Origin of the sequence: Rhizobium sp. AN5, from assembly GCF_900215255.1 — a bacterium.
Taxonomy (GTDB): domain Bacteria; phylum Pseudomonadota; class Alphaproteobacteria; order Rhizobiales; family Rhizobiaceae; genus Agrobacterium; species Agrobacterium tumefaciens.
Genome location: NZ_OCMJ01000004.1, coordinates 400821 through 425514 on the forward strand (window position 1 = coordinate 400821; position 24694 = coordinate 425514).

Below are 24694 nucleotides of genomic sequence, written 5' to 3' on the forward strand. Positions count from 1 at the left end.
CGCTGGTTAATGGAATGGAAACGGAATCCCTCTAATTCTACGCTTACCTGTTTGTATTGCGTTTCCTGGGGTTATTTTCATGTTCAAGCCATCAGCGGCCGTCGCCGCTTGTGTTTTATCGCTTTTTGCCGTCGGTAACGCCCATGCCGATGGCTGGTTCTCCGGCGACTGGTATCTGAAGCTCGGCGGTTCGGGTTTTTCTGCGCCGAAATATCAGGGTGACAACAAGAACGAATTCGGCTTTTCGCCCATCATTTCTCTCGGCCGTCAGGGTCAGGGCGCGCGTTTCACGTCGCGCAACGACAGCGCCTCGATCTCGCTGCTGGACAATGGCCCGATCAGCATGGGTCTTGCCGGAAAGCTGGTGTCTCCGCGTGACCAGAAGGATTCGGCCGATCTGAAAGGCATGACCCGCATCAAGCGCGGCGGCGAGCTTGGCGGTTTCGCCGAGGCTTATCCCACCGACTGGCTGCGTATTCGCGGCGAAGCCCGTCAGGGCATCCGCAGCCATAGCGGCGTGGTCGCCGACCTCTCGGCCGACGTCTTCACCGATATCGCCCCCGGCATCCAAATTTCTGCCGGTCCGCGCGCCACATGGGTCAGCAGCAAATACAATGAACGCTATTACGGCGTAAGCGCCGCGCAGACAGCGGCCGGCGCGCCATCGCCCTACAGCCCCGGCGGCGGCCTGCATTCCGCCGGCGTCGGCGCCGCCATCACCTGGAAGGTCACGGAAGCCGCTGAAGTCGGTTCCTTCGCCGAATATCGCCGCCTGACGGGCGACGCTGCCGACAGCTCGCTCGTGCGTGAACGCGGCTCCAAGAACCAGTTCGTCATCGGCGTTCAGGCAAGCTACAAATTCGGCTTTACGCTGCCCTGAGGCGAGGCGAATATGGCCACCCCAAGCCCCGCCGCGAAAGCGTTGCGGGGCTTTTTTGTGTCTACGGCCAAGTGCTGAAATCGATTCCGATTCGCCCGCCGATGCTGTAGAACCATCCCCATGGTTCACCACAGCGATTTGTCAGACCGCGTCTCCGACGCACCATCCAACAACTGGGTCTATCGGATTTTGCCGAGACCCCTCTGGCCCTATGCGCAGCTGGCAAGATGGGACCGCCCCATCGGCTGGCAATTGCTGATGTGGCCATGTTTCTGGTCCGCAGCACTCGCGGCCAATGCCGCGGTAGCAAGCGGCGGTTTTTCCTGGGGCACGCTGATCTGGCATCTGGCGCTGTTTTTCATCGGATCGGTGGCGATGCGCGGCGCGGGCTGCACCTATAACGATCTTGCGGACCACAAGATCGACATGGCCGTGGCGCGCACGCGCTCGCGGCCGCTGCCATCCGGTCGCGTGAGCAGGGCGCAGGCGAAGGTCTTCATCGTGTTGCAGGCGCTCGCCGGACTCGTGGTGCTGTTGCAGTTCAACGGATTTGCGATTGCCACCGGCATATTCTCGCTGGTCTTCGTGGCAATCTATCCCTTCGCCAAGCGCTTCACCAACTGGCCGCAATTTTTTCTCGGCCTTGCCTTTTCCTGGGGTGCGCTCATGGGCTGGGCCGGGCAGTTCGGGTCTATCGCCTGGCCTGCTGTCCTGCTTTATGTCGGCTCCATCGCCTGGACGATCGGTTATGATACAATCTACGCCCATCAGGACAAGGAAGACGACACGGCTGTGGGCATCGGTTCAACCGCGCTGCTGTTTGGAGACAACACACATCGCTGGCTGGTTTTTCTTTATGGCACAGCCCTCGTCATGATCGCCCTGTCCTTCTGGGGAGCGGGCGTTAACCTGATCGCCTATAGCGGCCTTGCCGCCGCCGCCATCATGCTTTTCCGGCAGGTCTGGGTGCTTGATATCGACGACGTGGCGCAATGCCTCGTGCTGTTTAAATCCAACAACCGTGTCGGCGTGCTGATTTTCGCCGGTCTCATTCTGCCGCTTCTGTTGGCGTGAGGTTGTTGAAAGGCAAGATGCAAAAAGCCCGGCCGCGATATCCGCGCCGGGCTTTTTATTGTTTTGACTGAAGATTATCAGCTGCGGGCGATGATTTCCTTGCCCTCGATCTTCATGCTCATGCCGAGAGAACCGGTGGAGCGGCGAACGAGAAAGCGCGGGCGGCGCTCCGCGAAATAGGAGTGGCGGCGGCGCGGGCGGGTGTTTTTCGTGCGCACCTTGCCGAGATGTTCTTCCAGCGGACGGGCGACGCCATCGGCCTCCACCATCAGCATCGGAATGCGGTAGGCTTCGGACCAGCTGCGCCAGTCGGCGGCGATGTCGCAAAGATCATGGGCGACGAGAAGCGGAACGCAAAGTTCCGGATCGTCGTGGTGAAGCTCCAGCGTCACCGTCACCTGTCCATCACCATGGTCGATGGCGCGGGCGGCAACGCCCTTGAAAGCGCGGGCTGGCAGGGCGAAGGACAAAGGCAGGCCGGAAGAGGACAGGACCTTTCGCAGAACGGCGCCCCGTTCATCGAGCGTGACGGCAACATCGGTTGCGCCATTGCCCCTGCCATAGGTGACCTGTTGCGGAAAACGTGCCGGGTCGAGTCTGAGTGTGGCGACGGCCCAGTCGGGCTTCAGAACGGTCTTGGTCATGTTTATTCTACCCTTGTTTTACCTGAGAGCCGGTTTCCGGTCTTCTCATCGGGACTTTTCGTCCTCTGATGTCAGGAGAATATCCGCCGCATGTTCGAGACTGCTTAAAAATCGCGGTTAAGAAAACTTTGCATTCCCAAATGGTTAGCAAAACCCACCGTGGCATGGTTTCGCTGAGGTAAAGCCGATTGAGACAATGCGATTTTTCTCAGTCCCGAAACTGTGCTCTTTCAAGCTCCGGGCAAGGCGCGTCATGCACAGTCGCGCCAAGGCCTGCCGTGCGTCCGGATGGAGGTGTGGTGGGCGAATTCAAAACCGGAGAGCGGGCCGCATCCAACGTGATGCGCGGCGCTCCAGGGGGCATTCGCATGGTATCGACTTTTCTGAGCTACGACCTCATCAACCGCGATATGAAGGCAAGCATTTCACGCGTGTCGCAGCAGGGGATCGTCGAGCGGCAGACGAAATATTACAAGGAAAACATCGGCAATGTAAAAAGCGTCGACGAGTTCCTCAATAACTACCAGCTCTATTCCTATGCCATGGATGCCTTCGGTCTCGGCGAGATGACCTATGCCAAGGCCTTCATGAAGAAGGTGCTGGAAAGCGACCTGAACGACCAGAACAGCTTTGCCAACAAGCTGACCGATGAACGTTACCGCGAATTTGCCGCATCCTTCAACTTCACGCAGTCCACCACCACGGTGCAGACGGAGGCGCAGCTCGACAAGATGATCGGGCTTTACGACACCTCGATCACCAACCTCGATGACAGCCTTTCCGAAGAAACCCGTTATTATAAGGCGATCATCGGAACGGTCACGAACGTGGACCAGCTGCTTCAGAACGATAGAACCCGCGCCTACATCTTCGAGGTCTTCAGCGTTGATGAGAAGACCTACAGCTATTCCCACATCAAGGGATTGATGACGAGCGATATCGATGACCCGAACAGCTATCTGAACCAGAAGTTCGGCGCGGCCTATTCCGCTGCCGTGGAGAAGCTTACGACCAAGGGCAATATCGAGTTGCATGGAGATGTGACGGATCGGATAACGGCCATCGATACCGCGCTGGCTGATACCACGCTGACCGCAGAGCAGCGAACCGCCCTTGAAACAGAGAAAACCACCCGGCAGGATCAGCTCACCCAGCTTGAGGGCGTACTGCCGCCGAAGGACCAGTGGGCGGCGACCCTTGCCTCCATCACGGCGGAGCAGACCCAGCTCTCGAATACCGTCTCGCAATATAATACGATGGCGCAGATGGCCCAGGCTTTCGAATTTGCCAATGACGGTACCGTTGCGGCCGGCCAGGCGCAGACCGCCGACAACGTCAAGATCCTGACCCAGGCCTATGTCGGCAGTGCCCCGCGTGTGACCCCGACCGTTGCCACCTTGAACAGGGATTATTTCGAATCGAAGATCGGTTCGATCAAGACCGTCGATGAGTTGATGGCAGACCCGCGTCTGGTAAATTACATCAAGGTCGCATTCGACCTGAATGACTTGACCATAGTCAATGCGACGATCGAGAACATTTTGACCAGCGATCTCAGCGATCCCAACAACTATATCGCCAAGTTCGGCAATGGCGATAAACGTTACATCGCATTGCGTGAAGCGTTCAATTTCAAGGCGGATGGAACGCTTCCGGACGGTACGTCTCCGCAGACGACGACCCAGACCGTTACCACGACCAATGGGTACATGAACCATTATAACGACAAGGACGAAGCCGCTGACGAAAACGCTTTGAAGCTGTTCAAGAGCGATATTGCCAACGTCAAATCCGTTGCGGACTTCCTGGAAAGCAGCGCGGTTTACACCTATGCGCTCAAGGCGGTCGGCCTCGATCCGACGAAGGTGAATATTGCGGACGTTCGTAGAGCCCTGACCAGCGACCTGCTGGACAAGAAGAGCTACGTTTATGCGCTGAAAGACGATCGTTACGTCAAACTCGCGGAACTCTTCAACTTCAAGTCTGACGGATCGCCAGGCTCTCCGGTACTTGCGCAGTCCGAACTTGAAATCCAGAGCATGTCGGTCGACTACATCAAGAAGAAATCAGCCTTCGGAACCGACCAGGAAAAGGAAGCCGCCAAGAAGGAGGCGGAGTTTTTCCGTTCGGAGCTACAGAAGGTCAAGACGCTCAAGGATTTTCTGGGGAATGATCGCCTGACGAAATTCGCGATGGAATCGCTTGGCATCGACCCGACGAAGGTCACCAAGGACCAGCTGCAAAAAATGTTCACGTCCAATCTGGATGACAAGGACAGCTATCTCAACAAGGAGATGGACCCGGCTTTTCGCCGTCTCGTCACCGCGTTCAATTTCGATACGGACGGTAATATCCTGCGCGAGGATCGCAGCTCCATCCAGACGCGTCGCGGCCTCTACGAGACGCTGGACAATTATCTGACACAGACGCTGGAGACGCAGGCGGGTGAAGAAAATGCGGGCGTGCGTCTGGCGCTCTATTTCAAGCGAATGGCGGCGGGAACAACGTCCTATTACTCCATTCTCGCCGACACCGCGATCCAGAACTTCATCACGACCACCTTCGGCATTCCCGATGAACTCGGCAATGCCGGGGTCGATACGCAGGTGGCGATGATGAAGAAATATTTCGACATCGAGGACTTTCAGGACCCCGATAAGGTCAAGAAGCTGATCGCCCGTTTTACCATCATGTACGACGACAAGCAGAACACCACCAACCCGATCATGATGCTGTTCAACGGCAGCGGCTCGGTGGGCATCAGCGGCGACACGCTGCTGGCTGTCGCATCGCTGCGTGCACGGTAGGCTGCAACGCGAAGACGGGCGATGGAAAGGCCGAGCTTACCTGGTTAAGGCGTCTCACACGCCCGCATTTGCGGACCCATTCACCAGCCCGGCAGCATGTGCCCGGCGCGCAGGCGCGGCATCTTCGGGTAGGTCTTCACATCGTTATCCAGCTCATCGGCGACGTTCATCGGAGAGATGTTGTCGAGGCAGGCGGTGATGTGGTCTGTAATGGCGTTCACCAGCGAGGGCGACAGGCCGGGCCGTTTCATCAGGCCGATCTGGACCGGCGGCAGCGGTGGGAAACCGTCCGAGGCGGTCAAAACCTTCATGCCGGTACGCAGCGCCGATTCCGGCAGCACGGAGACCGCCATGCCTGCCAGTACGGCGGCGGCAACCACGGTGGAAGACCAGCTGGTGAACAGCACCTGATAATCCCGCCCGTCGGCATCGAGCGCCGAGCAGGCAAGTTGGCGCCAGTGACAGTCGCGCCGGCCGACAGCCAGCGGCACTGGCGCATCATCCTTCAGCGGATGGTTCGCGGAGGTGACCCAGCAGAGCGGCTCGGTGCGCACGACATCGGAGGAGCGGGCGCGGGGATTGTGGGTGACGAGCGCTATATCCAGCTCGCCGCGTGCCATTTTTTCGGCAAGGCTCACCGAAGGTTCGCAGACGATGTAAAGCTCGACATTCGGATGCGTCTTGGCGAAACGCCCGATGATCTCTGGCATGTAGCGGTCGGCATAGTCATCCGGGGTGCCGATGCGCAACGTGCCCTCAAGCCTGTTGTCATCGAAGGCTGCAATCGCCTCGTTGTTGAGGCGAATGATGCGGCGGGCATAATTCATCAGTTTCTCGCCCTCGGCCGTCAGGCGGTTGCCGCGCCCGTCCTTTGCAAAGAGCTGTTTGCCGATCCGCTCCTCAAGCCGCCGCATCTGCATGGATACGGCGGATTGCGTCTTGAAAACGCGCTCAGCGGCCTTGGTAAAGCTGCCGGTATCGACAATGGCGATGAAGGTGTGCAGCTGGTCTATGTCGAGAGGTGCGGACATTGATACTCATCCATCAGAATGATTGATGTCTCACATTAGAAACATTCGTTGGACTGATCAATAGTCTTGCGACATTTTGACACCTAGCAAATCAATCTCAACCCCGGGGCGGACCATCGTCAGGCCCCCAACCCAAGGCAGCTTCCCGCGCACGGTGCGTCGGGAGCGGTGCCACATCGTGCCGTTACGGAAGGATCATTGTTATGCGCACGGCAGAACGGAAAATGGAACTGGAATTCGCAACCGGCCGGCAGAGCGACACCCTGCGTCGCATCGCTTTCGGTGTTGCTTCCACCGTGAAAACGTTTGTGCAGCGCATCTACAATCGTATCGTCGCAAATGGTCTCACGGAGCTTGACGATCGCCTGCTCGCCGATATCGGGCTGGCGCGCTCGGATGTGACCAACGCGCTCAATACCGGCTTGCTCGAAGATCCGACCGCCCATCTGACGCGCGCCGCACGCACGCGCTCAGTCACGCGGTTCAAGACGCTCTAGGCTTGTGTTCGTGCAATTCCGGTGTACCTCCAGACGCAGGGATTGCTCGCGAACCGATAAGGTTTTCCCCGCAGGGTGATTTGCCAATAACCCTGCCTTTGCCCGGTGTCAGGCCCCTCGGCCGCACCGGGTTTTTTTATGGCAACGCCTTGCCTGTCTTGCGCATTGTCCGGACATAAAGCCGCTGCGCAGTTTCAGCGAAATGCTTTAATACTGATATTCATCGAATACTGGCAGCACCGATCCACCCCAGCGACCGTTATAGAGCGCAAGCAGATCTTCGGCGAGCGTGGTCTTCTTGGCAAGAACCTCGTCCAGCGATGACAGGAACACGGTTTCGTCCTGGCCTTCGCTGTTCAGCCGGTTGCGGTTCTTGAGGCCGGTGCGGGAAATGTCGAGCACCTCGCGGGCGAAACCGAGAAGCGGCTTGCCGGCGATCTCCGCGGCCAGCCCCTTGGCTGGCACGGTATTGCGAAGGGCGATCACCTCGTCGAAACTCCAGCCGGCTGTCAGCGCATCGGCTGCGTCAAGCGCGTCCTGATTATAGAGAAGGCCGACCCAGAAAGCGGGCAGGGCGCAGATGCGTCTCCATGGGCCGCCATCGGCACCACGCATTTCCAGAAAGCGCTTCAGGCGCACATCGGGGAACAACGTGGAGAGATGGTTCGTCCAGTCACCCATGGTCGGTTCCCATTCGGCGATTTCACCCTTCAGCGCCCCATTCATGAACTGGCGGAAGGTGACATGGGTGCAATCGTGATACTTGCCGTCGCGCACGATGAAATACATCGGCACATCCAGCGCCCATTCGACATAATCCTTGAAGCCGAAATCGTCATTGAAGGTAAAGGGCAGCACGCCGGAGCGGCGATTGTCGGTATCGCGCCAGATATCGCCGCGCCAGGAAAGCAGGCCGTTCGGCTTGCCTTCGGTAAAGGGCGAGGAAGCAAACAGTGCGGTTGCCAGCGACTGGAGCTTCATGGAAACGCGCATCTTCTGGCGCATATCCGCTTCGGAAGAGAAGTCGAGGTTAACCTGAATGGTGCAGGTACGGTACATCATGTCGAGACCCTTGGTCCCGACCTTCGGCATGTAGCGCGTCATGATCGCGTAGCGCGATTTCGGCATGCGCGGTGTTTCGTCATAGCTCCACAGCGGGCTGCCGCCAATGCCGAGAAAACGGATGCCCATCGGCTCCGCCACTTCGCGCAGGGTCGCCAGATGCTGGTTGGATTCCTTGCAGGTCTGATGCAGGTTCTCGAGCGGGGCACCTGACAGTTCGAACTGGCCGCCCGGCTCGATGGAGATGGCGCCCATACCGTGCTGTTCGCCAAGTCCGATGATGTTTTCACCATCCATGATCGGCTCCCAGCCGAGCTTTTCCTGCATGCCCTTCAGCAGAGCGGAAATGCTGGCCTCGCCGAAATAGGGAACCGGCCGGTTGCCCTCGCGGAAAAAGGCGAATTTCTCGTGCTCGGTGCCGATGCGGAAGTCGGCTTCAGCTCTGCAACCGCCGGCCAGATAATCTGTAAGCTCCGTGACGGAGGAGAGGGGTGTCTGGTCGGTCGTATCGCGTGCCATGGCTTACCTTGTTATGACGTCTCTGTTGCGGCGAGGCATATGTGTGGCAAATAGAGCCGGATCGTATCCGGAGGCAAATGAATTTCTTTTAAAGATGCATGAAGCGCAATGGTTCAGCGCATGTCGCGTAAAACTGTGCAGCGGTTTTGCGATAACGACATGTGCCAGATAGGTCAATTCCAGTCGCCGATCGATGCCTGAATGACCGCAAGGGCTGCGACCGCAGCCGTGTCGGCCCTGAGGATACGCGGCCCCAGCGGGATGGGGGTGACGAAGGCAAGGCTGCGCAGCAGCTCTCTTTCCTCTTCGGAAAACCCGCCTTCCGGGCCGACCAGAAGAGCGATTTTGCGTTCCTTGATGGATTGCAGGACAGGCAGCGGATTTTGCCCCGCGTCGCCCTCGTCGCAATAGATGATCCGTCGATCCTGGGGCCAGGTCTCGAGCATGTCTTTCAGTTTCACCGGCTCGGCCACGTCAGGCAACGACAGGATGCCGCATTGCTCGGCAGCCTCGATGGCATTGGCGCGCAGCTTTTCGGTATTGTGGATCTTGCCCTGCACATGCTGCGTCATTACCGGCTGCAAAAGACCGGCCCCCATCTCGACCGCCTTCTGCACCAGATAATCCATTCGTCCGACTTTCAGCGGCGCAAACAGGTAGTGCAGATCCGATGCCGGCGGCTGGGGCCGCGTCTGTTCCAGAGGGGTGAGGGTGATCTTCTTGCGGCTCGGAAAGGAGAGTCTCGCCTTCCATTCCCCGTCGCGGCCGTTAAACAGCAGGATTTCCGCGCCGTCGGTCATGCGCAGCACATTGGCGAGATAATTGAACTGTTCGGTCGTCGCTTCCTGCGCCGCGCCCGCAACAAGCGGGGTTTCGACGAACAGGCGTTGCATCCGGAAATTTGCGCGCATGGGACTTTTCGGTTTCAGCGTCAGAGAAAGAGGAAGGACATAAGCCAATATAACAGTGCTGCAAGCGTAGCACTGGCGGGAACGGTCACCAGCCATGCGGCGATGATGGTCATGAAGTGGGATCGCCGGACGAGATAACGGCGGCGTATCTCGGAAGGATTGTCCAGATATCGATCGGCCCGGCGGATTTGACTGGTGCCGGCCTGGACGAGTTCCTGCCGCCGTCGAGACGCCTGCGTGTACCATTCGCGGAAGAAGCCGACGCCGAACACGGCGCCGATCGCCGTATGGGTGGTGCTGACCGGCAGGCCGAAGCGTGAGGCGACGAGAACCGTCAGAGCCGTAGCCACGGAAACGCAGAAAGCGCGCATCGGGTTGAGCTTGGTGATCTGTTCACCGACAAGGCGGATGAGGCGCGGGCCATAGAGAAGAATACCGCAGGAAAGCCCGAATGCGCCGACCAGCATCACCCAGAGCGGCGCGCCGGCGGACGTCTCCACCGCCTCGTCGTGCAGCGCCCGTACGATTGCCACCACCGGGCCGATGGCGTTCGAAACGTCATTTGCCCCATGTGCGAAGGACATGAGGCCAGCCGCAAGAACGAGCGGCCACTGGAACAGCGTTCGAAGCGACTGGTTGCGGTTTTCCAATCCCACCGATTGTTTGCGGATGATCGGCACGCACAGCCGCCAGGCGACGAGGCCGGTCAAAAGCCCGATGCCGCTTGCATGGCCAAGCGAGACATGGACGATCTGCCTCCGCCCCACCCAGATGAGATATGCGGTGAAGACCCCGGTCATGATGCCGATCAGAACAGGAACCCAACGCTTCGCGGCGTCGATCTTGTCCTCGCGGTAGATGATGAATTCCTTGATGAAAGCAAGGAGGGCGATGGCGATGGCCGCGCTTATAAAGGGCGCAAGAACCCAGGCAAAGGCAATGCTGCCAAGCGACAGCCAGTCGACTGCCCGGATGCCATAGGCCGCCATTCCAGCCCCCGCAACGCCGCCAACCACCGTGTGGGTGGTGGAAATCGGCGCTTTCGTCCAGGTCGAGATATTGACGAGAAAGCCGGCGGCGAGAAGGGCCGACAACATCGCCCAGGAAAACACGGTGCGGTCGGGAATGGTCTGGATGTTGACGATGCCGCTGGAAATGGTCTCGACGACGTTGCCGCCGGTGATCAAGGCACCCGCGATCTCGCAGATGGCGGCGATGATGAGTGCCGCTGCAAGCGGCATCGCCTTGGCGCCGACCGCCGGGCCGACATTGTTCGTCACGTCGTTCGCGCCGATGTTGATTGCCATATAGGCGCCGATGGCAACGGCTGCGATGATGATGACGGCGCCCGCCGTGCCCGTGACGAAGGCGCCGGCAAATATCGCTGCCAGAACAACGAACATCACCCCCGCACCAAGGCCGGCAAGCTGCTGCGTGACGTGCAGCGTCGCCTCTTCGACACGGGTGATCTTTTCGAGATCCTTGTCGAGCGTCGGCTTCATGTTCGGTGGCGGCTTTATTGCCATTCAGACCTCGTTCGCCAGCATTCCCATTCGTCCGGCAATGTCGCGGGCTGAAGGCAATTTACAGAAAGACTGTTACATCTCGCACATCTTTCCAAAATGAAAGACAGTAAAAGCCATGTTGGAAAAACAAACTGCAGATTGCCACTATTCAGGCGTGGACGCTATTTCGAAAGCGCCATCCGCTTGTCGAAAGTGAGCATGAGCGCTTTCAGTTCCGGCTCGTTGACCCGTTTGGCGGCCTCTTCGGGAGTGACCCATTCAAGCCGTCTGGAATCCTTTTCGGGAAAGCTGTCCTGCAGCTCCGCCACTTCGAGCAGATGTACCTGAACCTTGCACAGCACATTGATGCCGCTGTTCAGCTTTTTCTCATACTCATAAAAGCCGAAGGGGGCCTTATCCACCCTGCCTTTGACACCGGCTTCCTCGTAGGCTTCCTGTTCGGCAACGGCATGCGCCTTCTTGTTGGCCATGGGCCAGCCTTTGGGAATGACCCAGCGCCCTGTATCCCTGCTTGTCAGCAAAAGGACTTCCGGCTCATGATGTTTTTTGGACGATCGATAGCACAGCGCTGCATATTGCTGTCGCGGCGGTCTGCGCAACATCAAGCCTACATCTGTCGCCAATCGATTCAAAATCTTCAATCCGTGTGGATCCTTCTTCGCCTGTTAGTCGTAACTGCTAATATAGATATCCTTTATGTCCCGCCAATCCCCTCTCACGCATACCCCACGATTGTCTTCATGCCGTTGAAGATCGTAGGCAGCAGGGGATGTGGCAGGGGTGCGAACGAAGGCTTTGCCCGGTACGTAACCGTCAGCGACCGATCGCGGGAATACTGCATTTTTTCTGTTTTACGCTATTCAGAACGCAAAACCGCTATGAATTATTGCCGGAACTGCGTTGGCCAGTGTGCAATCCCCAATTCTGGAGACCTTCGATCACACCGTCAGCTTCGGTCGCGCGCGAGAGGAAAAAACGGCTGTCATGGTTCGCCAGCGAAAGAAGCTCCGGCAAGGCATTGCCAACGATCACACCGCGAATACCGTTCAACTCGAACATCGCCCGATCATTGCCAGTATCGCCTGCAACCACTGATTCGTCGAGACCAATGTGCAGTTGTCCACATAACCACGCCAATGCCGCACCCTTGTCTGCGGCCTTGGGCAATATGTCGAGGTCGCGGTTGCTGGAATAGACGATCCGGGCATCGATATCCGCCGCAACGAGCGTGGCTTCGATATCACTGAGCGTCTTCTCATCCGCACCATGCAGGAACCAGCTGGATTTGAGGCCATGCTGATAGCGTTCCGCCTGCATGGTCACACCCGGCAGGCCGGCCATGACATCGGCGATCTTTTGCCGGTCGAAACCCGTACCGAGCGAATGCGTATAGGCGCTTTCAAGCTCGCCCCGCTCTCTTGCGTGCAGCATGGTGCCGACCCCGCCGATAATGTAGTCGGGCCTCGGCAAGGGAACGCCTTCCAAGAGGGCGAGCTGGTCATCGACCAGCCTGCCGCTGTTGAAGACCAGAACCGGGCGAAGATCGTCCGGCAGCGAATGCCAGAAATCGCGGAACCGGCGCGTAGCGGCGTTATCGCCGACGACGGTTCCGTCGAGATCGGTGGAAAACAGGCGAAGCGGTTTCAATCGCCGTCGTTCCATGGTTCTGCCCAATCGGATTCTTCCAGAACAGGCATCAGCGGCCTGCCTTCCACCAGCGCCAGCAATTGCTGCGCGATTCCCGTCCAGGTGAAAAGGCTGCGCGCCTTGTGCGCCCCCATGCGGGAAAGCCGCCCATACAGCCGCTCGTGCTTGAACGGCTTCATCATGGTGATGCCAAGGTCTTCCTTATCGAAAGGATCGGCAAACAGCGCGTGGCGGCCGTAGCTGACGGCGCGGAACAGCCCGCCGTGGATGGTTACCACGGTCGGAGTTCCGCTCGCCATCGCCTCGATTGCGGTCATGCCGAAGGGCTCGTAACGGCTCGACAGAACGAAGAGATCGGCTGCCCGGTAGATATCAGGCAAATCCTCGTCCTCGACATAGCCGGAAAAGGCCACCTTGTCCTCCAGCCCGAGCGATTTGACCCGCTCTTTCAGCTGATTGAGAATGGTGGTTTCCTGCTCGTCCATATTCTCGCCACCGACGGCCAGATGAAGGCGGGCTTCCGGTTCGCGCGCCGCAAGGACCGAGAAGCCGTCGATCAAAAGGTCGTAACCCTTGTTGGTGGCAAGGCGTCCAAGCGCCAGCACCACCTTGCCCTCGAAACCGAAACGCTGCCGGATCATCTGCCTCGTCGCATCCGAGACGGGGAAGAAGCGGTTGTCGTCATAACCCGGCGGGATCATGTGGATGTGCTTGCGCTTCAGACCGTAATCTTCGATCAGGACGTCGAGCTGCACCGGCGTCGTTGCAATCACCATGTCGCAACTGCGATAGATGATGAGTTCGTGCTGGATACGTTCCTTGAAATTGAACTCCAGTTCGAAGGTATCGGCCTTTTCCGGGTAATCGGTTTCCATCTGGCGTTTTTTCCAGAGGCCGAGCGAATGCGGCGTGTGCAGATGCGGGACTTTCAGCGCCTCGGAAAGCCGCTGCCCGGCAACGCCCGCATCCCAGTAGTGACTGTTGATGAAAGAGTAGTTGAGGTTGTTTTTCTTGATGAAGCGCAAGGCGTTTTCGCACCATTCCATCAGGTGGCGGTGCAGATATTCCTTGGGAATGAAATCGCGCCCGCCGCAGGGAATGCGCACCACACGGACGCGCTCGTCAACCTCGTCAAATTCCGGCTGGTCTTCGAAGCGGCGGGTATAGAGATCAACGGTGTAACCGAGCTGGCCGAGTTTGCGTGCAAGCTCAAGCACATAAACCACTTGTCCCCCGGTGTCCGCTGCGCCGAGTGGCGGGTGCGCGGCGACATAGCCATGCGTCGATATGAGAGCTATCCTTGGATAGCGTTCAGTTTCGCTCGTGGTCGTCATGGGTCCCATCTTGGTAAATTTTTCCAATTAACCCCAGAAAAAGACCAAAGAGGACAAAAGGTTCCATAAAATCTGAAGAAAAGCGATGCCGCATTTCGTCTGAAGCTGTTTTCAGGCGTTGCGCTGCTGTTGCCGCAGGCGCGAAATCCGGTCCCATTCCCTTGCCTGATGCGCCTTGGATGTGGTGTCCACGATGAAATCGATATGGGTTTCCGCCGCGGCCCTTGCCGCTGCCGCATCACCGCCCGCAATGGCCTCGTGGATGGCGATATGCTGTCTCAGCACCTCGTCATGCGCACCTGCGACACTGAATATGAGATGGCGGTTATAGAAGATGTCGTCGGTCAGGAGCCGGTAGCAGGACCGCAATGTGTGCATCAGCACGATATTATGTGCCGCCTCGCCGATGGCGTTGTGAAATTCCACATCGCTTGCGAGTTCTTCTTCGAAGCGGCCAGCCTCATGGGCCTCCCGCATTTTTTCGACGATAGCTGCAAGGTTGCGCCTGTCCGGCTCCGTCGCCCGCTGTGCCGCAAGTTCGGCGGTCATGCCTTCGATATATCGGCGATATTCCAGAAAATCCCGCGTTGCCCGGCTGTGGCGTGTGATCAGCGCGCTCAAGGGATCGGAAAAGACCGGGCCGACAATATCGGCCACATAAGTCCCACCGCCGTGCCGGCTGGTGAGAAGGCCGCGCGTTTCGAGTTCCTTCAGCGCTTCCCGCAGGATCGGTCGCGAGACATCGAGCTTCTGCGCCAGCTCACGCTCGCCGGGCAGCCGGTCGCCATCCCGCAATATGCCGTCGAGGATCAGCTCCTCGAAACGTAAGATCACCTCCTGCGATGTGCGGCTGTGCTCTATTCGGGCGAACAGTGTTTCGTCCATCGCAACATTCTCCGGCGAAATCCCGCCCCGTATTCGATGAGGCAAATTATCAGCGAAGTATCGCACTGGTCAAATATTCTGTCCAATTCTGCCGCAAGCTCTGCGCCGTGCCTGCGGCAACACGGCACCTGCCTTTTTAAACTGGCTTTTGTTAAAGCTGCACCCTGACAGGGTGGTGATGGCGGGTTTTCTCCGTCAGGTGCATCAAAACAATTACATCTACTTCGATTGGCGGTGTCGTCATCGCGATGGATGCTCTAGAAAACCGGCGAAACAGGCGGGGACGATATCGCTATGGCCAAGGGTAGATTTGCTTTCGCAAGCGCGCCGGAAAGATCGCTGGCTCTCGGCGAGGTTCATGCGCGGCCGACCGTGCTTCTTGCGCCGTCGCGCATCATCGTCCAGCTTGCCTTCATGATGGATGGCGGTTCTGCCGTGCATCACTCGGTCATTGCGGAAATGTCGCGCAGCCGGGGTGTCGCGCCGCCGGAACGCGATGCCCGCCACCATGCCATGCCCTGGGGGCAGGGCACGCTGCGCTGGGAGCGGCATACCGAATTCTCGACATGGTTCTGGGATGGCCCCGCGCCGGAAAAATTCGGCGGCGATATTGTCGGCGACCCGTTCGGCGACGGTTTTTCACCACCCGGCTCCCTGATATCAGGCATACGGCTGGAAATCCGTCCAGAAGGCGCAACGGCTCCCAATGCGGAGAGCATGTTCGAGCCGACGAGCCTCTGTTACAGCGATGTGCGTGACGGGCAGGCGGCGATCCTCACCGATTTCCGTCAGGATCGTGACGGGTTGACGCAGATACTGGTGATCGACCGGGGTTTGAGCGATTACAGCCGCGGTGCGCTGGTGCAGCGGCTGCTGGATATCGAGACCTATCGCACGCTCGCCATGCTCGGCCTGCCGATGGCGCAGACGCTGTCGCCGGAAATCCGTCGCATCGAAGATGGCCTGACGGGAATCACCCAGCGCATGAAAAATGGCGCGCGCGACGAGGCCGATGCGCTGCTGGCGGAGATGACCCGGCTTGCGGCGGAACTGGAAGCCAATGCCGCGCTCAGCCTCTATCGTTTCGGCGCCAGCCGCGCCTATGACGGCATCGTGCGTGAGCGTATTCGCGCGCTTGCGGAAACGCCGGTTCAGGGACACGAGACCATGGGCAGCTTTCTGGAAAGGCGTCTGGCGCCCGCCATGCGCACCTGCCAGTCGGTCGAGGAGCGGCAGGCCAACCTGTCGCGCAAGCTCTATCGCGCCACGGCACTCGTCAGAAGCTGGATCGACGTGGAACTGGAGCGGCAGAACACGGTGCTCCTGAACACCATGAACAAGCGCGCCGCCATGCAGCTTCGCCTGCAGCAGACGGTGGAAGGCCTGTCGGTCGCCGCCATCTCCTATTACGTCGTCGGATTGATCGGTTATCTCACCAAGGCGATCAGCCACGACGTGCTGCCGGTTGATCCCGCCGTGGTCACCGGCCTTTCCGTTCCCTTCGCCGTCTTTGGCGTCTGGTGGGTGGTGCGCCGCATTCGCCGCTCCCATGTCGAGGGCGGGCACTGAATACCGGCGTTAATCATGCTCCCAATAGGGTGAAGGGCCGTAAAGCCCGGCAAGATAATCGATGAACAGCCGCACCTTCGCGGGCAGGAACTGCCGGCTCGGATAGACCGCCGAGAGCGTGACGTTTCGCGATCCCTCATAACTGGGTAGAACCTGCACCAGACGGCCGGCCCGCAATTCGTGGCCGATATCCCAGGTGGAGCGCAACGCAATTCCCAGTCCCGATATCACCGCCTCGCGGATCACCTCGCTGGAATTGGTGACCAGCATGCCTTCCGGGCGGATGCTGAGCGCGCCGCCCGGTCCTTCCAGTCGCCAGATATCGTTGTTGTGGGCCGGCAGGCAGCGGTGCTTCTTAAGGTCCTCGATCGTCGCCGGCATGCCGTGGGCAGCGACATAATCCGCCGAGGCGCACAGCACGCGGCGCACCGGCGCCAGCCGGCGGGCGACGAGGCTGGAGGAATTGAGATCGGCGATGCGGATCGCCAGATCATAACCGCCTTCGATGATATCGATGAATTCGTCGCTGAGCACCAGATTGACCGACAGGTCCGGGTGGCGCTCCATGAACGTCTTCAGATGCGGCGCAATATGCATGCGACCGAAGGAGGTGGGAGCTGAGATTTTCAGCGTGCCGTTGACGGTGTTGGCGCGCCCGGACACGAAATCCTCGGCATCCTCCAGCCCTTCCAGCACGGCAAGGACCCGTTCGTAAAAGCCCTGGCCCGCTTCGGTAAGCGAGATCTGCCTTGTCGTGCGCTGGAACAGCCGTGCGCCGAGCTTTTCTTCCAGCCGCTTGATGCGCTTGGAAATAACAGCGGGCGAATAACCAAGCTCCTTGGCGGCAAGCGACATGCTGCCGGAGGCGGCAACGGTTGCGAAGACCTCCAGATCGCCCAGATTTGTCACAGTTGCCTCCCGATTATTTCCAGAACGGAAAAAATCCTTAGCATTTGATTGCGCTCCTTCAAAGTGGTAAAGAAACAATACCACTTGGCAAGACGTGCATGGAGGAGGGGGCGGTGACGCAGCCGATCAAGTTTCTGGAGCCGCGTGCGGCGGTTTTATCGAGCCGTGACCGCATCATATCCGATCTGAAGGATATCCTGGCCGAGGACTGTCTCGTGCACGAGCCGCGTGAGCTCGTGCCTTTCGAGACCGACGCTTTCGTCTCCTACCGCCGCCTGCCGCTGGCCGTCACCTTGCCAAAGACCACCGAGCAGGTCGCAGCGGTGCTGAAATATTGTCACCGTTACGGCATTCCTGTCGTGCCGCGCGGCGCGGGCACCTCGCTTTCCGGCGGCGCCATTCCGCAGGAAGATGCGGTGGTGATCGGCCTTTCGAAGATGTCCGCGATCCTCGAACTCGATTTTTACAATCGCACGGCAAGGGTACAGGCGGGCGTCACCAATCTCTCCATTTCCGATGCGGCCGGTGCGGAAGGCTTCTTTTATGCGCCGGACCCAAGCTCGCAGCTTGCCTGCACCATCGGCGGCAATGTCGGCATGAATTCCGGCGGTGCGCACTGCCTGAAATACGGTGTCACCACCAATAATCTGCTCGGCGTAAAAATGGTGCTTGTCGATGGCACGGTGCTGCAGCTGGGCGGCAAGCATCTTGACGCTGCCGGTTACGATCTTCTCGCCCTCGTTTGCGGTTCGGAAGGCCAGCTCGGCATCGTCACGGAGGCGACGGTGCGGCTGATTGCCAAGCCGGAGGGCGCGCGCCCGGTGCTGTTCGGTTTCGAAACTTCCGAAGAAGCTGGCTCCTGCGTGGCCGATATCATCGGCGCGGGCATCATTCCTGTTGCCATCGAATTCATGGACAAGCCGGCAATCGAGATTTGCGAGGCCTTCGCCAAGGCCGGATATCCGCTGGATGTCGGCGCGCTGCTGATCGTCGAGGTCGAAGGCTCGGAGGCGGAAATGGACGCCATGCTGGCCGATATCGTCGCCATTGCGAAAAAACACGGCGTGAAGACGGTGAGGGAATGCCAGTCGGCCATGGAGGCCGCGGCGATCTGGAAGGGCCGGAAATCCGCTTTCGGCGCAACGGGCCGCATCGCGGACTATATCTGCATGGATGGCACGGTGCCGCTTTCCCAGCTTTCCTATGTGCTGAAAAAGACAAGCGAAATCACCGACCGCCTCGGCCTTCGCGTCGCCAATGTCTTTCATGCGGGCGATGGCAACATGCATCCGCTGATCCTGTTCAACGCCAACGATCCGGAAGACGCCGCCCGTGCCGAAGAGGCGGGCAATGAAATCCTGAAGCTCTGCGTCGATGCGGGCGGTTGCCTCACCGGCGAACACGGTGTCGGCATCGAAAAACGCGACCTGATGCGGCACCAATATGCCGTGGCTGATCTTGCCCAGCAGATGGCGGTTCGCGCTGCTTTTGACGAGGGTTGGTTGATGAACCCTTCCAAGGTGTTTCCGCTGGAGGGGAGGGGATGATGTACTTTAGCTTTGTAGCCTTGGTGGGTGCGGCTCACCCCTCTTTGCCCGGCAGGGCAGAGGGGGATATCTCTTGCTCGGAGCGCACCCCATGCTGACCCCCTATGCAGAAACCCAGGTCGCCGACATCATCCGCGACCACACAACCCGAAAAACCCCGCTGAAAATCATCGGCGGCAACACCCGCTCCGGTTTCGGCAATGCGGTCGAGGCAGATGAAACGCTTTCCTCCCGGGCAATGGCTGGCATCGTCTCCTACAACCCCGCTGAAATGGTCATGACGGTCAAGGCAGGCACACCGCTCGCCACCGTCGAGGCCGCTCTTGCCGAAAACCGGCAGATGATGGCCTTCGAGCCGATGGACCATCGCCCGATCATGGGAACCACGGGCGAGCCGACCATCGGCGGCGTCTTTGCTGCCAATGTTTCCGGCCCGCGCCGTTATGTGGCTGGTGCGGCGCGTGACAGCCTGCTCGGCATCCGTTTCGTCAATGGAAAGGCGGAAGTCATCAAAGCCGGTGGCCGGGTAATGAAGAATGTCACCGGGCTAGATCTCTCGAAGCTTCTGGCGGGTTCACATGGCACGCTCGGTTTTCTCACGGAAGTAACCTACCGCGTGTTGCCGAAGCCGCCAGCGGAAAAAACCGTGGTTGTCTCCGGTCTGGACGACGAGGCCGCGACGCGGATCATGGCGGCGGCGATGGCGATGAGCGTCGAGGTTTCCGGTGCGGCCCATCTGCCGGAAAGCGTTCGCTCCCATTTCATCGCAGGCGCGCTGCCGGAAGGTCCGGCGACAATCCTGCGACTGGAAGGGCTCGGGGCTTCCGTCGAGGCGCGCGCGGCGAAACTCCTTTCCGTCATGGATCGGGTTGGCCCATGGGCGCTGCTGGAAGGCGAGGAGAGTGCTGTTTTATGGCGGCAGGTGCGGAATGTCGCGCCCTATGCCGGGCAAGATGCCAAACCGCTCTGGAAAGTCTCGGTCGCGCCGAGCGAAGGCCACAGGCTGGTTGCTGCCTTGCGCATGGAAGCGGGCATCGATGCCTTTTATGACTGGCAGGGTGGTCTCATCTGGATGCAGATGGAGGCGGACCCCGAAGCGGAATTGCTGCGCGGTGCCATCCGCGCGCTCGGCGGCGGGCACGCCACCTTGATGCGGGCGAGCGACGCGGTGCGCGCTACCGTGCCGGCATTCGAACCGCGCCCGGCGGCGGAGGCTATATTGTCTGCGCGCATCAGGGAAAAGCTCGATCCGGCGGGCATCTTCAATCCTGGCAAGATGGGAAGGGCCGTCTGAACCATGCAAACATCCTTCACGCCCGAGCAGCTGGCTGATCCGCATGTGGCGGAATCGGAAAAGATACTGCGCAAATGTGTGCATTGCGGCTTCTGCACCGCCACCTGTCCCACCTATGTCACGCTTGGCAATGAGCTGGACAGTCCGCGCGGCCGCATCTACCTCATCAAGGACATGCTGGAAAATAGCCGCCCGGCGGACCGCGAAGTCGTCACCCATATCGACCGCTGCCTGTCCTGCCTTGCCTGCACCACCACCTGTCCGTCCGGCGTGGATTACATGCATCTGGTCGATCACGCCCGCGCCCATATCGAACAAACCTATAAGCGTCCTTTCATGGACCGCCTGACCCGCAATCTTCTGGCTGCGGTTCTGCCTTATCCCGGTCGCTTCCGGCTGGCCTTGCATCTGGCACGGATCGCGCGACCCTTCGCCGGTGTGCTCGCGAAGTTTCCCGCGCTGAAACCGCTGCAATCCATGCTCGCTCTCGCCCCGGCTTCCGTGCCCGCCGTTTCAACTTCTGCCCGTCCGGGTGAACGCGCGGCCGAAGGCGAAAAGCGTGGACGTGTCGCCATTCTTACCGGCTGCGCCCAGCCGGTGCTCGATCCTGGTATCAACGAGGCGACGCTGCGTCTTCTGGCACGGCTTGGCGTGGAGGTTGTCGTGCCGAAGGGGGAAGGCTGCTGCGGATCGCTGGTGCATCATATGGGGCGCGAGGCTGAGGCGCTCGCCGCCGCGCGCCGCAATGTCGATGTATGGACACGTGAAATGGAAGATGGCGGCCTTGATGCCGTCATCATCACCGCATCCGGCTGCGGCACGACCATCAAGGACTACGGCCATATGCTGCGGCTTGATCCGGCCTATGCGGACAAAGCCGCACGGGTATCGGCACTCGCGAAGGACATCACCGAATATCTTGCCACGCTCGACCTGCCGCAAAAGGAAAGCCAGGGCCTGACGGTTGCCTATCATTCGGCCTGCTCAATGCAGCATGGCCAGAAGATCACCATGGCACCGAAGCAATTGCTGAAAGCGGCTGGTTTTACCGTCCGCGATCCGGCGGAAGGGCATCTCTGCTGCGGCTCGGCCGGAACCTACAACATCATGCAGCCGGAGATCTCAGGAAAGCTGAAGGCGCGCAAGGTGAGGAACATCGAGGCCACACACGCGGATGTCATCGCCACCGGCAATATCGGCTGCATCACGCAGATCGCGACTGGCACGGAAATGCCGATCCTGCACACGGTCGAGCTGTTGGACTGGGCTTATGGCGGACCGAAACCCGCGAGGCTTTTGGCTTAGAGCGCCGTTCGCGTGTACCGGCCATGGGACCCGACACAAGGTTCGGGCCGGTGCGTCGTTCGCTCTCCTCATCCCTGTGCCTGTCACAGGGATCCAGTCAGCCCGAGTCCTTGGGCTTGAAGGCCTCTTCTCGCCGCGCAGACGCGTGTCGGATGTATTCCCGTGACTGGCACAGGAATGAGGTTTGGGGGTAGCTTGGCACCTGTCGGAAAGCACCCTCTATTTCCATCCCAGCTTTAGAACTTGTAGGCCACGCCGAAGTTCACCGCATTGGTCATGATATCGGTTTTCAGCTTGCCGCCATTGTCGATATCCACGTCGATAAAGGAGTAGGTGCCTTTATATTCCACGAAGGTCGACCAGTTGTCGGTTATGCGATAGCTGAGGCCGGCCTGCGCCTGCAGGGTTGCGCCACCGAACTGGTATTCGAAGGTTTTGCCGGAAGCCCGGGTAACCTCCACATGCGGCACGTTGATGCCAACGCCCGCGCCCACGTAAGGCTTCAGGCGCCAAGTCTCCAGCGGGAAACGATAGAGCGCGTTCAGCGTCAAAAGGTTCAGGCCGTCGGTGAACTCGAAATGCGACCAGCCGGAACGCGCCAGCGTCTGGTCGTCGGCATAGACCTTGTCATGCGTGTAATCGAGCGAGATACCGAGATTGTTGAGCTGGCCTTCCTCGAACCAGTAGGTGCCGCGCACCCCCCAATAGGCCGGGCTCGAAAATGACTTGCCTTCCCACCCGGCCCGGAAGTCCGGTCCGTCCGAAACCGTGACATCGCTGTGCGGGGCGCTTTGCCAGCCGCCGTAACCGGAAAATTCAAATTCCCCCGCGATTGCGGAAGAGAAGGAAACGCCGCTGAGCAGCAGGGCGCAAAGAATGGAAACGTGGCGCAGCATGGGGAGAATCCAGTTTAGTGTTGAGGACACACCAAACCGCTTTTTAGTAACATTCAAATGACAGAAACGAAAAACGGGCGGTCAGTTGACCACCCGTTTCAAGGCCGTTCCATCATCCCCCTGAGAGAGGTCCGGCGCCTGGCGTCCCCCGCCAAGTCTCCTTCAATCAATCTAGTAGCGATTGTACCGCTGCGGGACATCAATTCAAGCGCGATCTGCCGTGGTGTCGGCTGCAAGTCCGCGTATTAGCGGCACCGTTGCCGTCATATCACAATGACCGTCGTTCCAACGTTCACACGCTCGTAAAGATCGGTGACATCCTCGTTGCGCATGCGGATGCAGCCTGAGGAATTGTTGCTGCCGATCGTCCAGGGCTGGTTGGTACCGTGGATGCGGTAAAGCGTGGAGCCGAGATACATGGCGCGCGCGCCCATCGGATTGGCAGGGCCGCCTTCCATGAAGGCCGGAAGGTAGTGTCCCTTCGTCGCTTCGCGGCTGATCATTTCTTTCGGGGGCGTCCAGCTCGGCCATTCCGCCTTGCGGGTTACCTTGTGCGTTCCGGCCCATTCGAAACCGGGCTTGCCGACGCCGACGCCATACCGGCGGGCCTTGCCATCCGCCATGACGAGATAGAGGAAGCGGTTCGGCGTATCGATGACGATGGTGCCGGGCTTCTGAGTGGTCTGGTAGTTCACGATCTGAGGCAGGAATTGCGGGGCGATCTGCGTGCGCACCGGCGCATTCGGGCGAACGGCGGCGTTCTGTACCCGGGCCGGGCGCTGCGAGGTGACGCCGGAGCTTGGGCGCTGCGGCATGGCGGCTTGGCGCTGCTGGAAGAAAGGCTGGCGGGCTGCTGGCGCGCGCGGGTAAACCACGGGCCGCACGTTGCCGCCACCAAGCTGCGTTACCCAGGGGGCGGAAAGGTCTGGACTGACGACGACAGGCGGGCGCTCGCGGTAACGCTCACCAGCGGCGGCAGCCGGGGCGGCGAAGGTGGAAACGAGGCTCAGCGCCAGAAAAACGGACTTCATCGTCATCGGGTGGACTCTCTCTGCGGGATGTCGCAACAATAGAAATTGCGGGATCATTCACCCGCCTTGCCGGCTACGTTCGCACCTTGACGCCAGCGAATCGTAAATGGCTGTTCATTAAAAAGCGCTTGATTAGAAAAAGCTGGATTTAAGGTTAGCGACCCGTTTTGAAACGTGGTGAATGAGTGGTAAGTGCGCGCATCACGCCGGTCACGGGCGGGAGCGAAAAAGGGTGGTTGCGGTATGAACGAGGCGGGACTTGAGACGGGCGCAGATGGCCGCGTGCGCTGTTTCTGGCAGCAGGGACTTGAGGATTACAGCCGCTACCATGACGGAGAATGGGGTTATCCCGTCACCGACGATCGCCGCCTGTTCGAGAAGATATGTCTCGAGGGCTTCCAGTCCGGCCTCTCTTGGCTGACGGTGTTGCGCAAGCGCGAGGCTTTCCGTCTTGCCTTTGCCAATTTCGAATTCGAAAAAGTGGCGGAGTTCGGTGAAGCCGACATTGAACGCTGTGTTGCGGACAAGGGCATCATCCGCCATCGCGGCAAGATCGTGTCGACCATCAACAATGCCCGTCGCGCCATAGCGCTCCGGGACGAATTCGGTTCGCTTGCCCGTTATTTCTGGGGGTTCGAGCCTTCCGCCGCAGAAAGGCCGCAAAGGCTGGACTATGCGACGTTAAGGGCCAACCCCACCAGCGACGCGTCCATTCGTCTTTCCAGGGATTTGAAAAAGCGCGGCTGGACCTTCGTCGGCCCGACGACCGTCTATGCATTCATGCAGGCCATGGGTATGGTCAACGATCATATCGAAGGCTGTCATTGCCGTGAGCCGATCGAGGCCATGCGGCGGGAGTTTGTACGTCCATGAAGGTAAAGTCCCTTCTTCTGGCTTTTGCCATGGCCGTGGCGGCCGTGCCGCATCCATCCCTTGCGGAAAGCCGCAACGTCGACGGCATCTGGCTGGACGACGGCGAAAGGCTCAAGGAAGTTGCCCTGCCGCCCACCGGGCCGCTGAAACTCGATGGCTGGACACGGCGCGGCCGTGGCGATGTCTACCGCCTGAAGGTCAAGGCCGGGCAGACGATGAAGGTCGAGCTTACCTCTTCCAGCGAATTCGTCCTGATGGCGATCTTTGATTTTTCGACGCCGGATCAGGACGCGATCTTTTTCAGCTACTCCGAAGGTAAAATCGCCACGTTGACGCCAAAGGCGGATACCGAATGGCTGATCCGCCCGACGCTTATCCTGGGATCACCGCGCCGCGGGCTCGGCGCGCATTATATCCTGACGGTCAGCACTCAGAAATAACGGCCTGCCGCAA

At 59.5% G+C, this 24694-nt stretch carries 22 protein-coding genes; 10 read left to right on the forward strand and 12 right to left on the reverse strand.

What is annotated here, in order from left to right:
- Positions 1–79 precede the first annotated feature (79 nt).
- Both CRP02_RS14230 and ubiA read left to right on the forward strand, forming a co-directional pair.
- Positions 80–880, forward strand: coding sequence for a MipA/OmpV family protein (locus CRP02_RS14230; protein ID WP_097101598.1), 801 nt, complete (start codon positions 80–82; stop codon positions 878–880).
- Positions 881–1000: 120 nt separating this feature from the next.
- Complete coding sequence (gene ubiA, locus CRP02_RS14235; RefSeq protein WP_003515201.1) at positions 1001–1954, forward strand: 4-hydroxybenzoate octaprenyltransferase; 954 nt, start codon at positions 1001–1003, stop codon at positions 1952–1954.
- Positions 1955–2031: 77 nt separating this feature from the next.
- Here the strand turns inward: ubiA and CRP02_RS14240 are convergent, their stop codons facing one another.
- Positions 2032–2598, reverse strand: a complete 567-nt coding sequence (locus CRP02_RS14240; protein WP_097101602.1) for a DUF6101 family protein — start codon at positions 2596–2598, stop codon at positions 2032–2034.
- 368 nt (positions 2599–2966) lie between these two features.
- Here CRP02_RS14240 and CRP02_RS14245 point away from each other — a divergent pair, with 368 nt between their 5' ends.
- Positions 2967–5405: a DUF1217 domain-containing protein gene (locus tag CRP02_RS14245; protein ID WP_097172779.1), complete on the forward strand. Its 2439-nt coding sequence runs from the start codon at positions 2967–2969 to the stop codon at positions 5403–5405.
- 80 nt (positions 5406–5485) lie between these two features.
- Here the strand turns inward: CRP02_RS14245 and CRP02_RS14250 are convergent, their stop codons facing one another.
- Entirely contained in the window at positions 5486–6436 is a 951-nt protein-coding gene (locus CRP02_RS14250; protein WP_003515204.1) for a LysR substrate-binding domain-containing protein, read from the reverse strand.
- Positions 6437–6639: 203 nt separating this feature from the next.
- Here CRP02_RS14250 and CRP02_RS14255 point away from each other — a divergent pair, with 203 nt between their 5' ends.
- Positions 6640–6933: a DUF1127 domain-containing protein gene (locus CRP02_RS14255; RefSeq protein ID WP_097101604.1), complete on the forward strand. Its 294-nt coding sequence runs from the start codon at positions 6640–6642 to the stop codon at positions 6931–6933.
- A gap of 207 nt (positions 6934–7140) precedes the next feature.
- Here the strand turns inward: CRP02_RS14255 and CRP02_RS14260 are convergent, their stop codons facing one another.
- From CRP02_RS14260 to CRP02_RS14295, 7 genes are all read right to left on the reverse strand, one after another.
- Positions 7141–8514 (reverse strand): glutamate--cysteine ligase, encoded by a 1374-nt coding sequence (locus CRP02_RS14260; protein ID WP_097171536.1) that lies wholly within the window; start codon positions 8512–8514, stop codon positions 7141–7143.
- A gap of 173 nt (positions 8515–8687) precedes the next feature.
- Positions 8688–9425: a 16S rRNA (uracil(1498)-N(3))-methyltransferase gene (locus CRP02_RS14265; protein ID WP_179784025.1), complete on the reverse strand. Its 738-nt coding sequence runs from the start codon at positions 9423–9425 to the stop codon at positions 8688–8690.
- A gap of 20 nt (positions 9426–9445) precedes the next feature.
- Positions 9446–10951, reverse strand: a complete 1506-nt coding sequence (locus CRP02_RS14270) for an inorganic phosphate transporter (RefSeq protein WP_097171537.1) — start codon at positions 10949–10951, stop codon at positions 9446–9448.
- A gap of 161 nt (positions 10952–11112) precedes the next feature.
- Positions 11113–11553 (reverse strand): NUDIX hydrolase, encoded by a 441-nt coding sequence (locus CRP02_RS14280; RefSeq protein ID WP_013635535.1) that lies wholly within the window; start codon positions 11551–11553, stop codon positions 11113–11115.
- A 274-nt stretch (positions 11554–11827) separates the two neighbouring features.
- Positions 11828–12598 carry an HAD-IIB family hydrolase gene (locus CRP02_RS14285; protein WP_097171538.1) on the reverse strand — a complete coding sequence of 257 codons (771 nt, stop codon included), beginning with the start codon at positions 12596–12598 and terminating at the stop codon, positions 11828–11830.
- Positions 12595–13941 (reverse strand): glycosyltransferase family 4 protein, encoded by a 1347-nt coding sequence (locus tag CRP02_RS14290; protein ID WP_004432251.1) that lies wholly within the window; start codon positions 13939–13941, stop codon positions 12595–12597. The genes CRP02_RS14285 and CRP02_RS14290 overlap by 4 nt, the downstream gene beginning before the upstream one ends.
- Positions 13942–14043: 102 nt before the next feature.
- Entirely contained in the window at positions 14044–14817 is a 774-nt protein-coding gene (locus CRP02_RS14295) for a FadR/GntR family transcriptional regulator (protein ID WP_097171539.1), read from the reverse strand.
- Between the two features lie 294 nt (positions 14818–15111).
- Between CRP02_RS14295 and CRP02_RS14300 the strand changes: the two genes are divergently transcribed.
- Positions 15112–16386, forward strand: coding sequence for a DUF3422 family protein (locus CRP02_RS14300; RefSeq protein WP_097171540.1), 1275 nt, complete (start codon positions 15112–15114; stop codon positions 16384–16386).
- A gap of 9 nt (positions 16387–16395) precedes the next feature.
- Here the strand turns inward: CRP02_RS14300 and CRP02_RS14305 are convergent, their stop codons facing one another.
- On the reverse strand, positions 16396–17295 hold the full coding sequence (locus CRP02_RS14305; protein WP_097171541.1) for a LysR family transcriptional regulator: 900 nt from the start codon (positions 17293–17295) through the stop codon (positions 16396–16398).
- 113 nt (positions 17296–17408) lie between these two features.
- Between CRP02_RS14305 and CRP02_RS14310 the strand changes: the two genes are divergently transcribed.
- The 3 genes from CRP02_RS14310 to glcF all read left to right on the forward strand — a co-directional run bounded on the left by CRP02_RS14310 (position 17409) and on the right by glcF (position 21441).
- Positions 17409–18842 (forward strand): FAD-linked oxidase C-terminal domain-containing protein, encoded by a 1434-nt coding sequence (locus CRP02_RS14310; RefSeq protein ID WP_097172781.1) that lies wholly within the window; start codon positions 17409–17411, stop codon positions 18840–18842.
- A 91-nt stretch (positions 18843–18933) separates the two neighbouring features.
- Positions 18934–20136 (forward strand): glycolate oxidase subunit GlcE, encoded by a 1203-nt coding sequence (gene glcE / locus CRP02_RS14315; RefSeq protein WP_097171542.1) that lies wholly within the window; start codon positions 18934–18936, stop codon positions 20134–20136.
- A 3-nt stretch (positions 20137–20139) separates the two neighbouring features.
- Positions 20140–21441 carry a glycolate oxidase subunit GlcF gene (glcF, locus tag CRP02_RS14320; RefSeq protein ID WP_097171543.1) on the forward strand — a complete coding sequence of 434 codons (1302 nt, stop codon included), beginning with the start codon at positions 20140–20142 and terminating at the stop codon, positions 21439–21441.
- Between the two features lie 236 nt (positions 21442–21677).
- Here glcF and CRP02_RS14325 read toward each other — a convergent pair whose 3' ends face one another.
- Together CRP02_RS14325 and CRP02_RS14330 are read right to left on the reverse strand one after the other, a co-directional pair.
- Positions 21678–22337 (reverse strand): outer membrane beta-barrel protein, encoded by a 660-nt coding sequence (locus CRP02_RS14325; RefSeq protein ID WP_097171544.1) that lies wholly within the window; start codon positions 22335–22337, stop codon positions 21678–21680.
- Between the two features lie 263 nt (positions 22338–22600).
- Complete coding sequence (locus tag CRP02_RS14330) at positions 22601–23374, reverse strand: L,D-transpeptidase (protein WP_097171545.1); 774 nt, start codon at positions 23372–23374, stop codon at positions 22601–22603.
- Between the two features lie 237 nt (positions 23375–23611).
- Here CRP02_RS14330 and CRP02_RS14335 point away from each other — a divergent pair, with 237 nt between their 5' ends.
- Positions 23612–24241, forward strand: coding sequence for a DNA-3-methyladenine glycosylase I (locus CRP02_RS14335; protein ID WP_097171546.1), 630 nt, complete (start codon positions 23612–23614; stop codon positions 24239–24241).
- Positions 24238–24681 carry a hypothetical protein gene (locus CRP02_RS14340; protein WP_097171547.1) on the forward strand — a complete coding sequence of 148 codons (444 nt, stop codon included), beginning with the start codon at positions 24238–24240 and terminating at the stop codon, positions 24679–24681. Before CRP02_RS14335 ends, CRP02_RS14340 begins: the two co-directional genes overlap by 4 nt.
- Positions 24682–24694 lie beyond the last annotated feature (13 nt).

Bases quoted from the DNA above. Each gene is read 5' to 3' on its own strand.
- CRP02_RS14230 (WP_097101598.1), top strand. From the start codon at position 80: ATGTTCAAGCCATCAGCGGCCGTCGCCGCTTGTGTTTTATCGCTTTTT.
- ubiA (WP_003515201.1), top strand. From the start codon at position 1,001: ATGGTTCACCACAGCGATTTGTCAGACCGCGTCTCCGACGCACCATCC.
- CRP02_RS14240 (WP_097101602.1), bottom strand. From the start codon at position 2,598: ATGACCAAGACCGTTCTGAAGCCCGACTGGGCCGTCGCCACACTCAGA.
- CRP02_RS14245 (WP_097172779.1), top strand. From the start codon at position 2,967: ATGGTATCGACTTTTCTGAGCTACGACCTCATCAACCGCGATATGAAG.
- CRP02_RS14250 (WP_003515204.1), bottom strand. From the start codon at position 6,436: ATGTCCGCACCTCTCGACATAGACCAGCTGCACACCTTCATCGCCATT.
- CRP02_RS14255 (WP_097101604.1), top strand. From the start codon at position 6,640: ATGCGCACGGCAGAACGGAAAATGGAACTGGAATTCGCAACCGGCCGG.
- CRP02_RS14260 (WP_097171536.1), bottom strand. From the start codon at position 8,514: ATGGCACGCGATACGACCGACCAGACACCCCTCTCCTCCGTCACGGAG.
- CRP02_RS14265 (WP_179784025.1), bottom strand. From the start codon at position 9,425: ATGCGCGCAAATTTCCGGATGCAACGCCTGTTCGTCGAAACCCCGCTT.
- CRP02_RS14270 (WP_097171537.1), bottom strand. From the start codon at position 10,951: ATGGCAATAAAGCCGCCACCGAACATGAAGCCGACGCTCGACAAGGAT.
- CRP02_RS14280 (WP_013635535.1), bottom strand. From the start codon at position 11,553: ATGTTGCGCAGACCGCCGCGACAGCAATATGCAGCGCTGTGCTATCGA.
- CRP02_RS14290 (WP_004432251.1), bottom strand. From the start codon at position 13,941: ATGGGACCCATGACGACCACGAGCGAAACTGAACGCTATCCAAGGATA.
- CRP02_RS14295 (WP_097171539.1), bottom strand. From the start codon at position 14,817: ATGGACGAAACACTGTTCGCCCGAATAGAGCACAGCCGCACATCGCAG.
- CRP02_RS14300 (WP_097171540.1), top strand. From the start codon at position 15,112: ATGGCCAAGGGTAGATTTGCTTTCGCAAGCGCGCCGGAAAGATCGCTG.
- glcE (WP_097171542.1), top strand. From the start codon at position 18,934: ATGCTGACCCCCTATGCAGAAACCCAGGTCGCCGACATCATCCGCGAC.
- glcF (WP_097171543.1), top strand. From the start codon at position 20,140: ATGCAAACATCCTTCACGCCCGAGCAGCTGGCTGATCCGCATGTGGCG.
- CRP02_RS14325 (WP_097171544.1), bottom strand. From the start codon at position 22,337: ATGCTGCGCCACGTTTCCATTCTTTGCGCCCTGCTGCTCAGCGGCGTT.
- CRP02_RS14330 (WP_097171545.1), bottom strand. From the start codon at position 23,374: ATGACGATGAAGTCCGTTTTTCTGGCGCTGAGCCTCGTTTCCACCTTC.
- CRP02_RS14335 (WP_097171546.1), top strand. From the start codon at position 23,612: ATGAACGAGGCGGGACTTGAGACGGGCGCAGATGGCCGCGTGCGCTGT.
- CRP02_RS14340 (WP_097171547.1), top strand. From the start codon at position 24,238: ATGAAGGTAAAGTCCCTTCTTCTGGCTTTTGCCATGGCCGTGGCGGCC.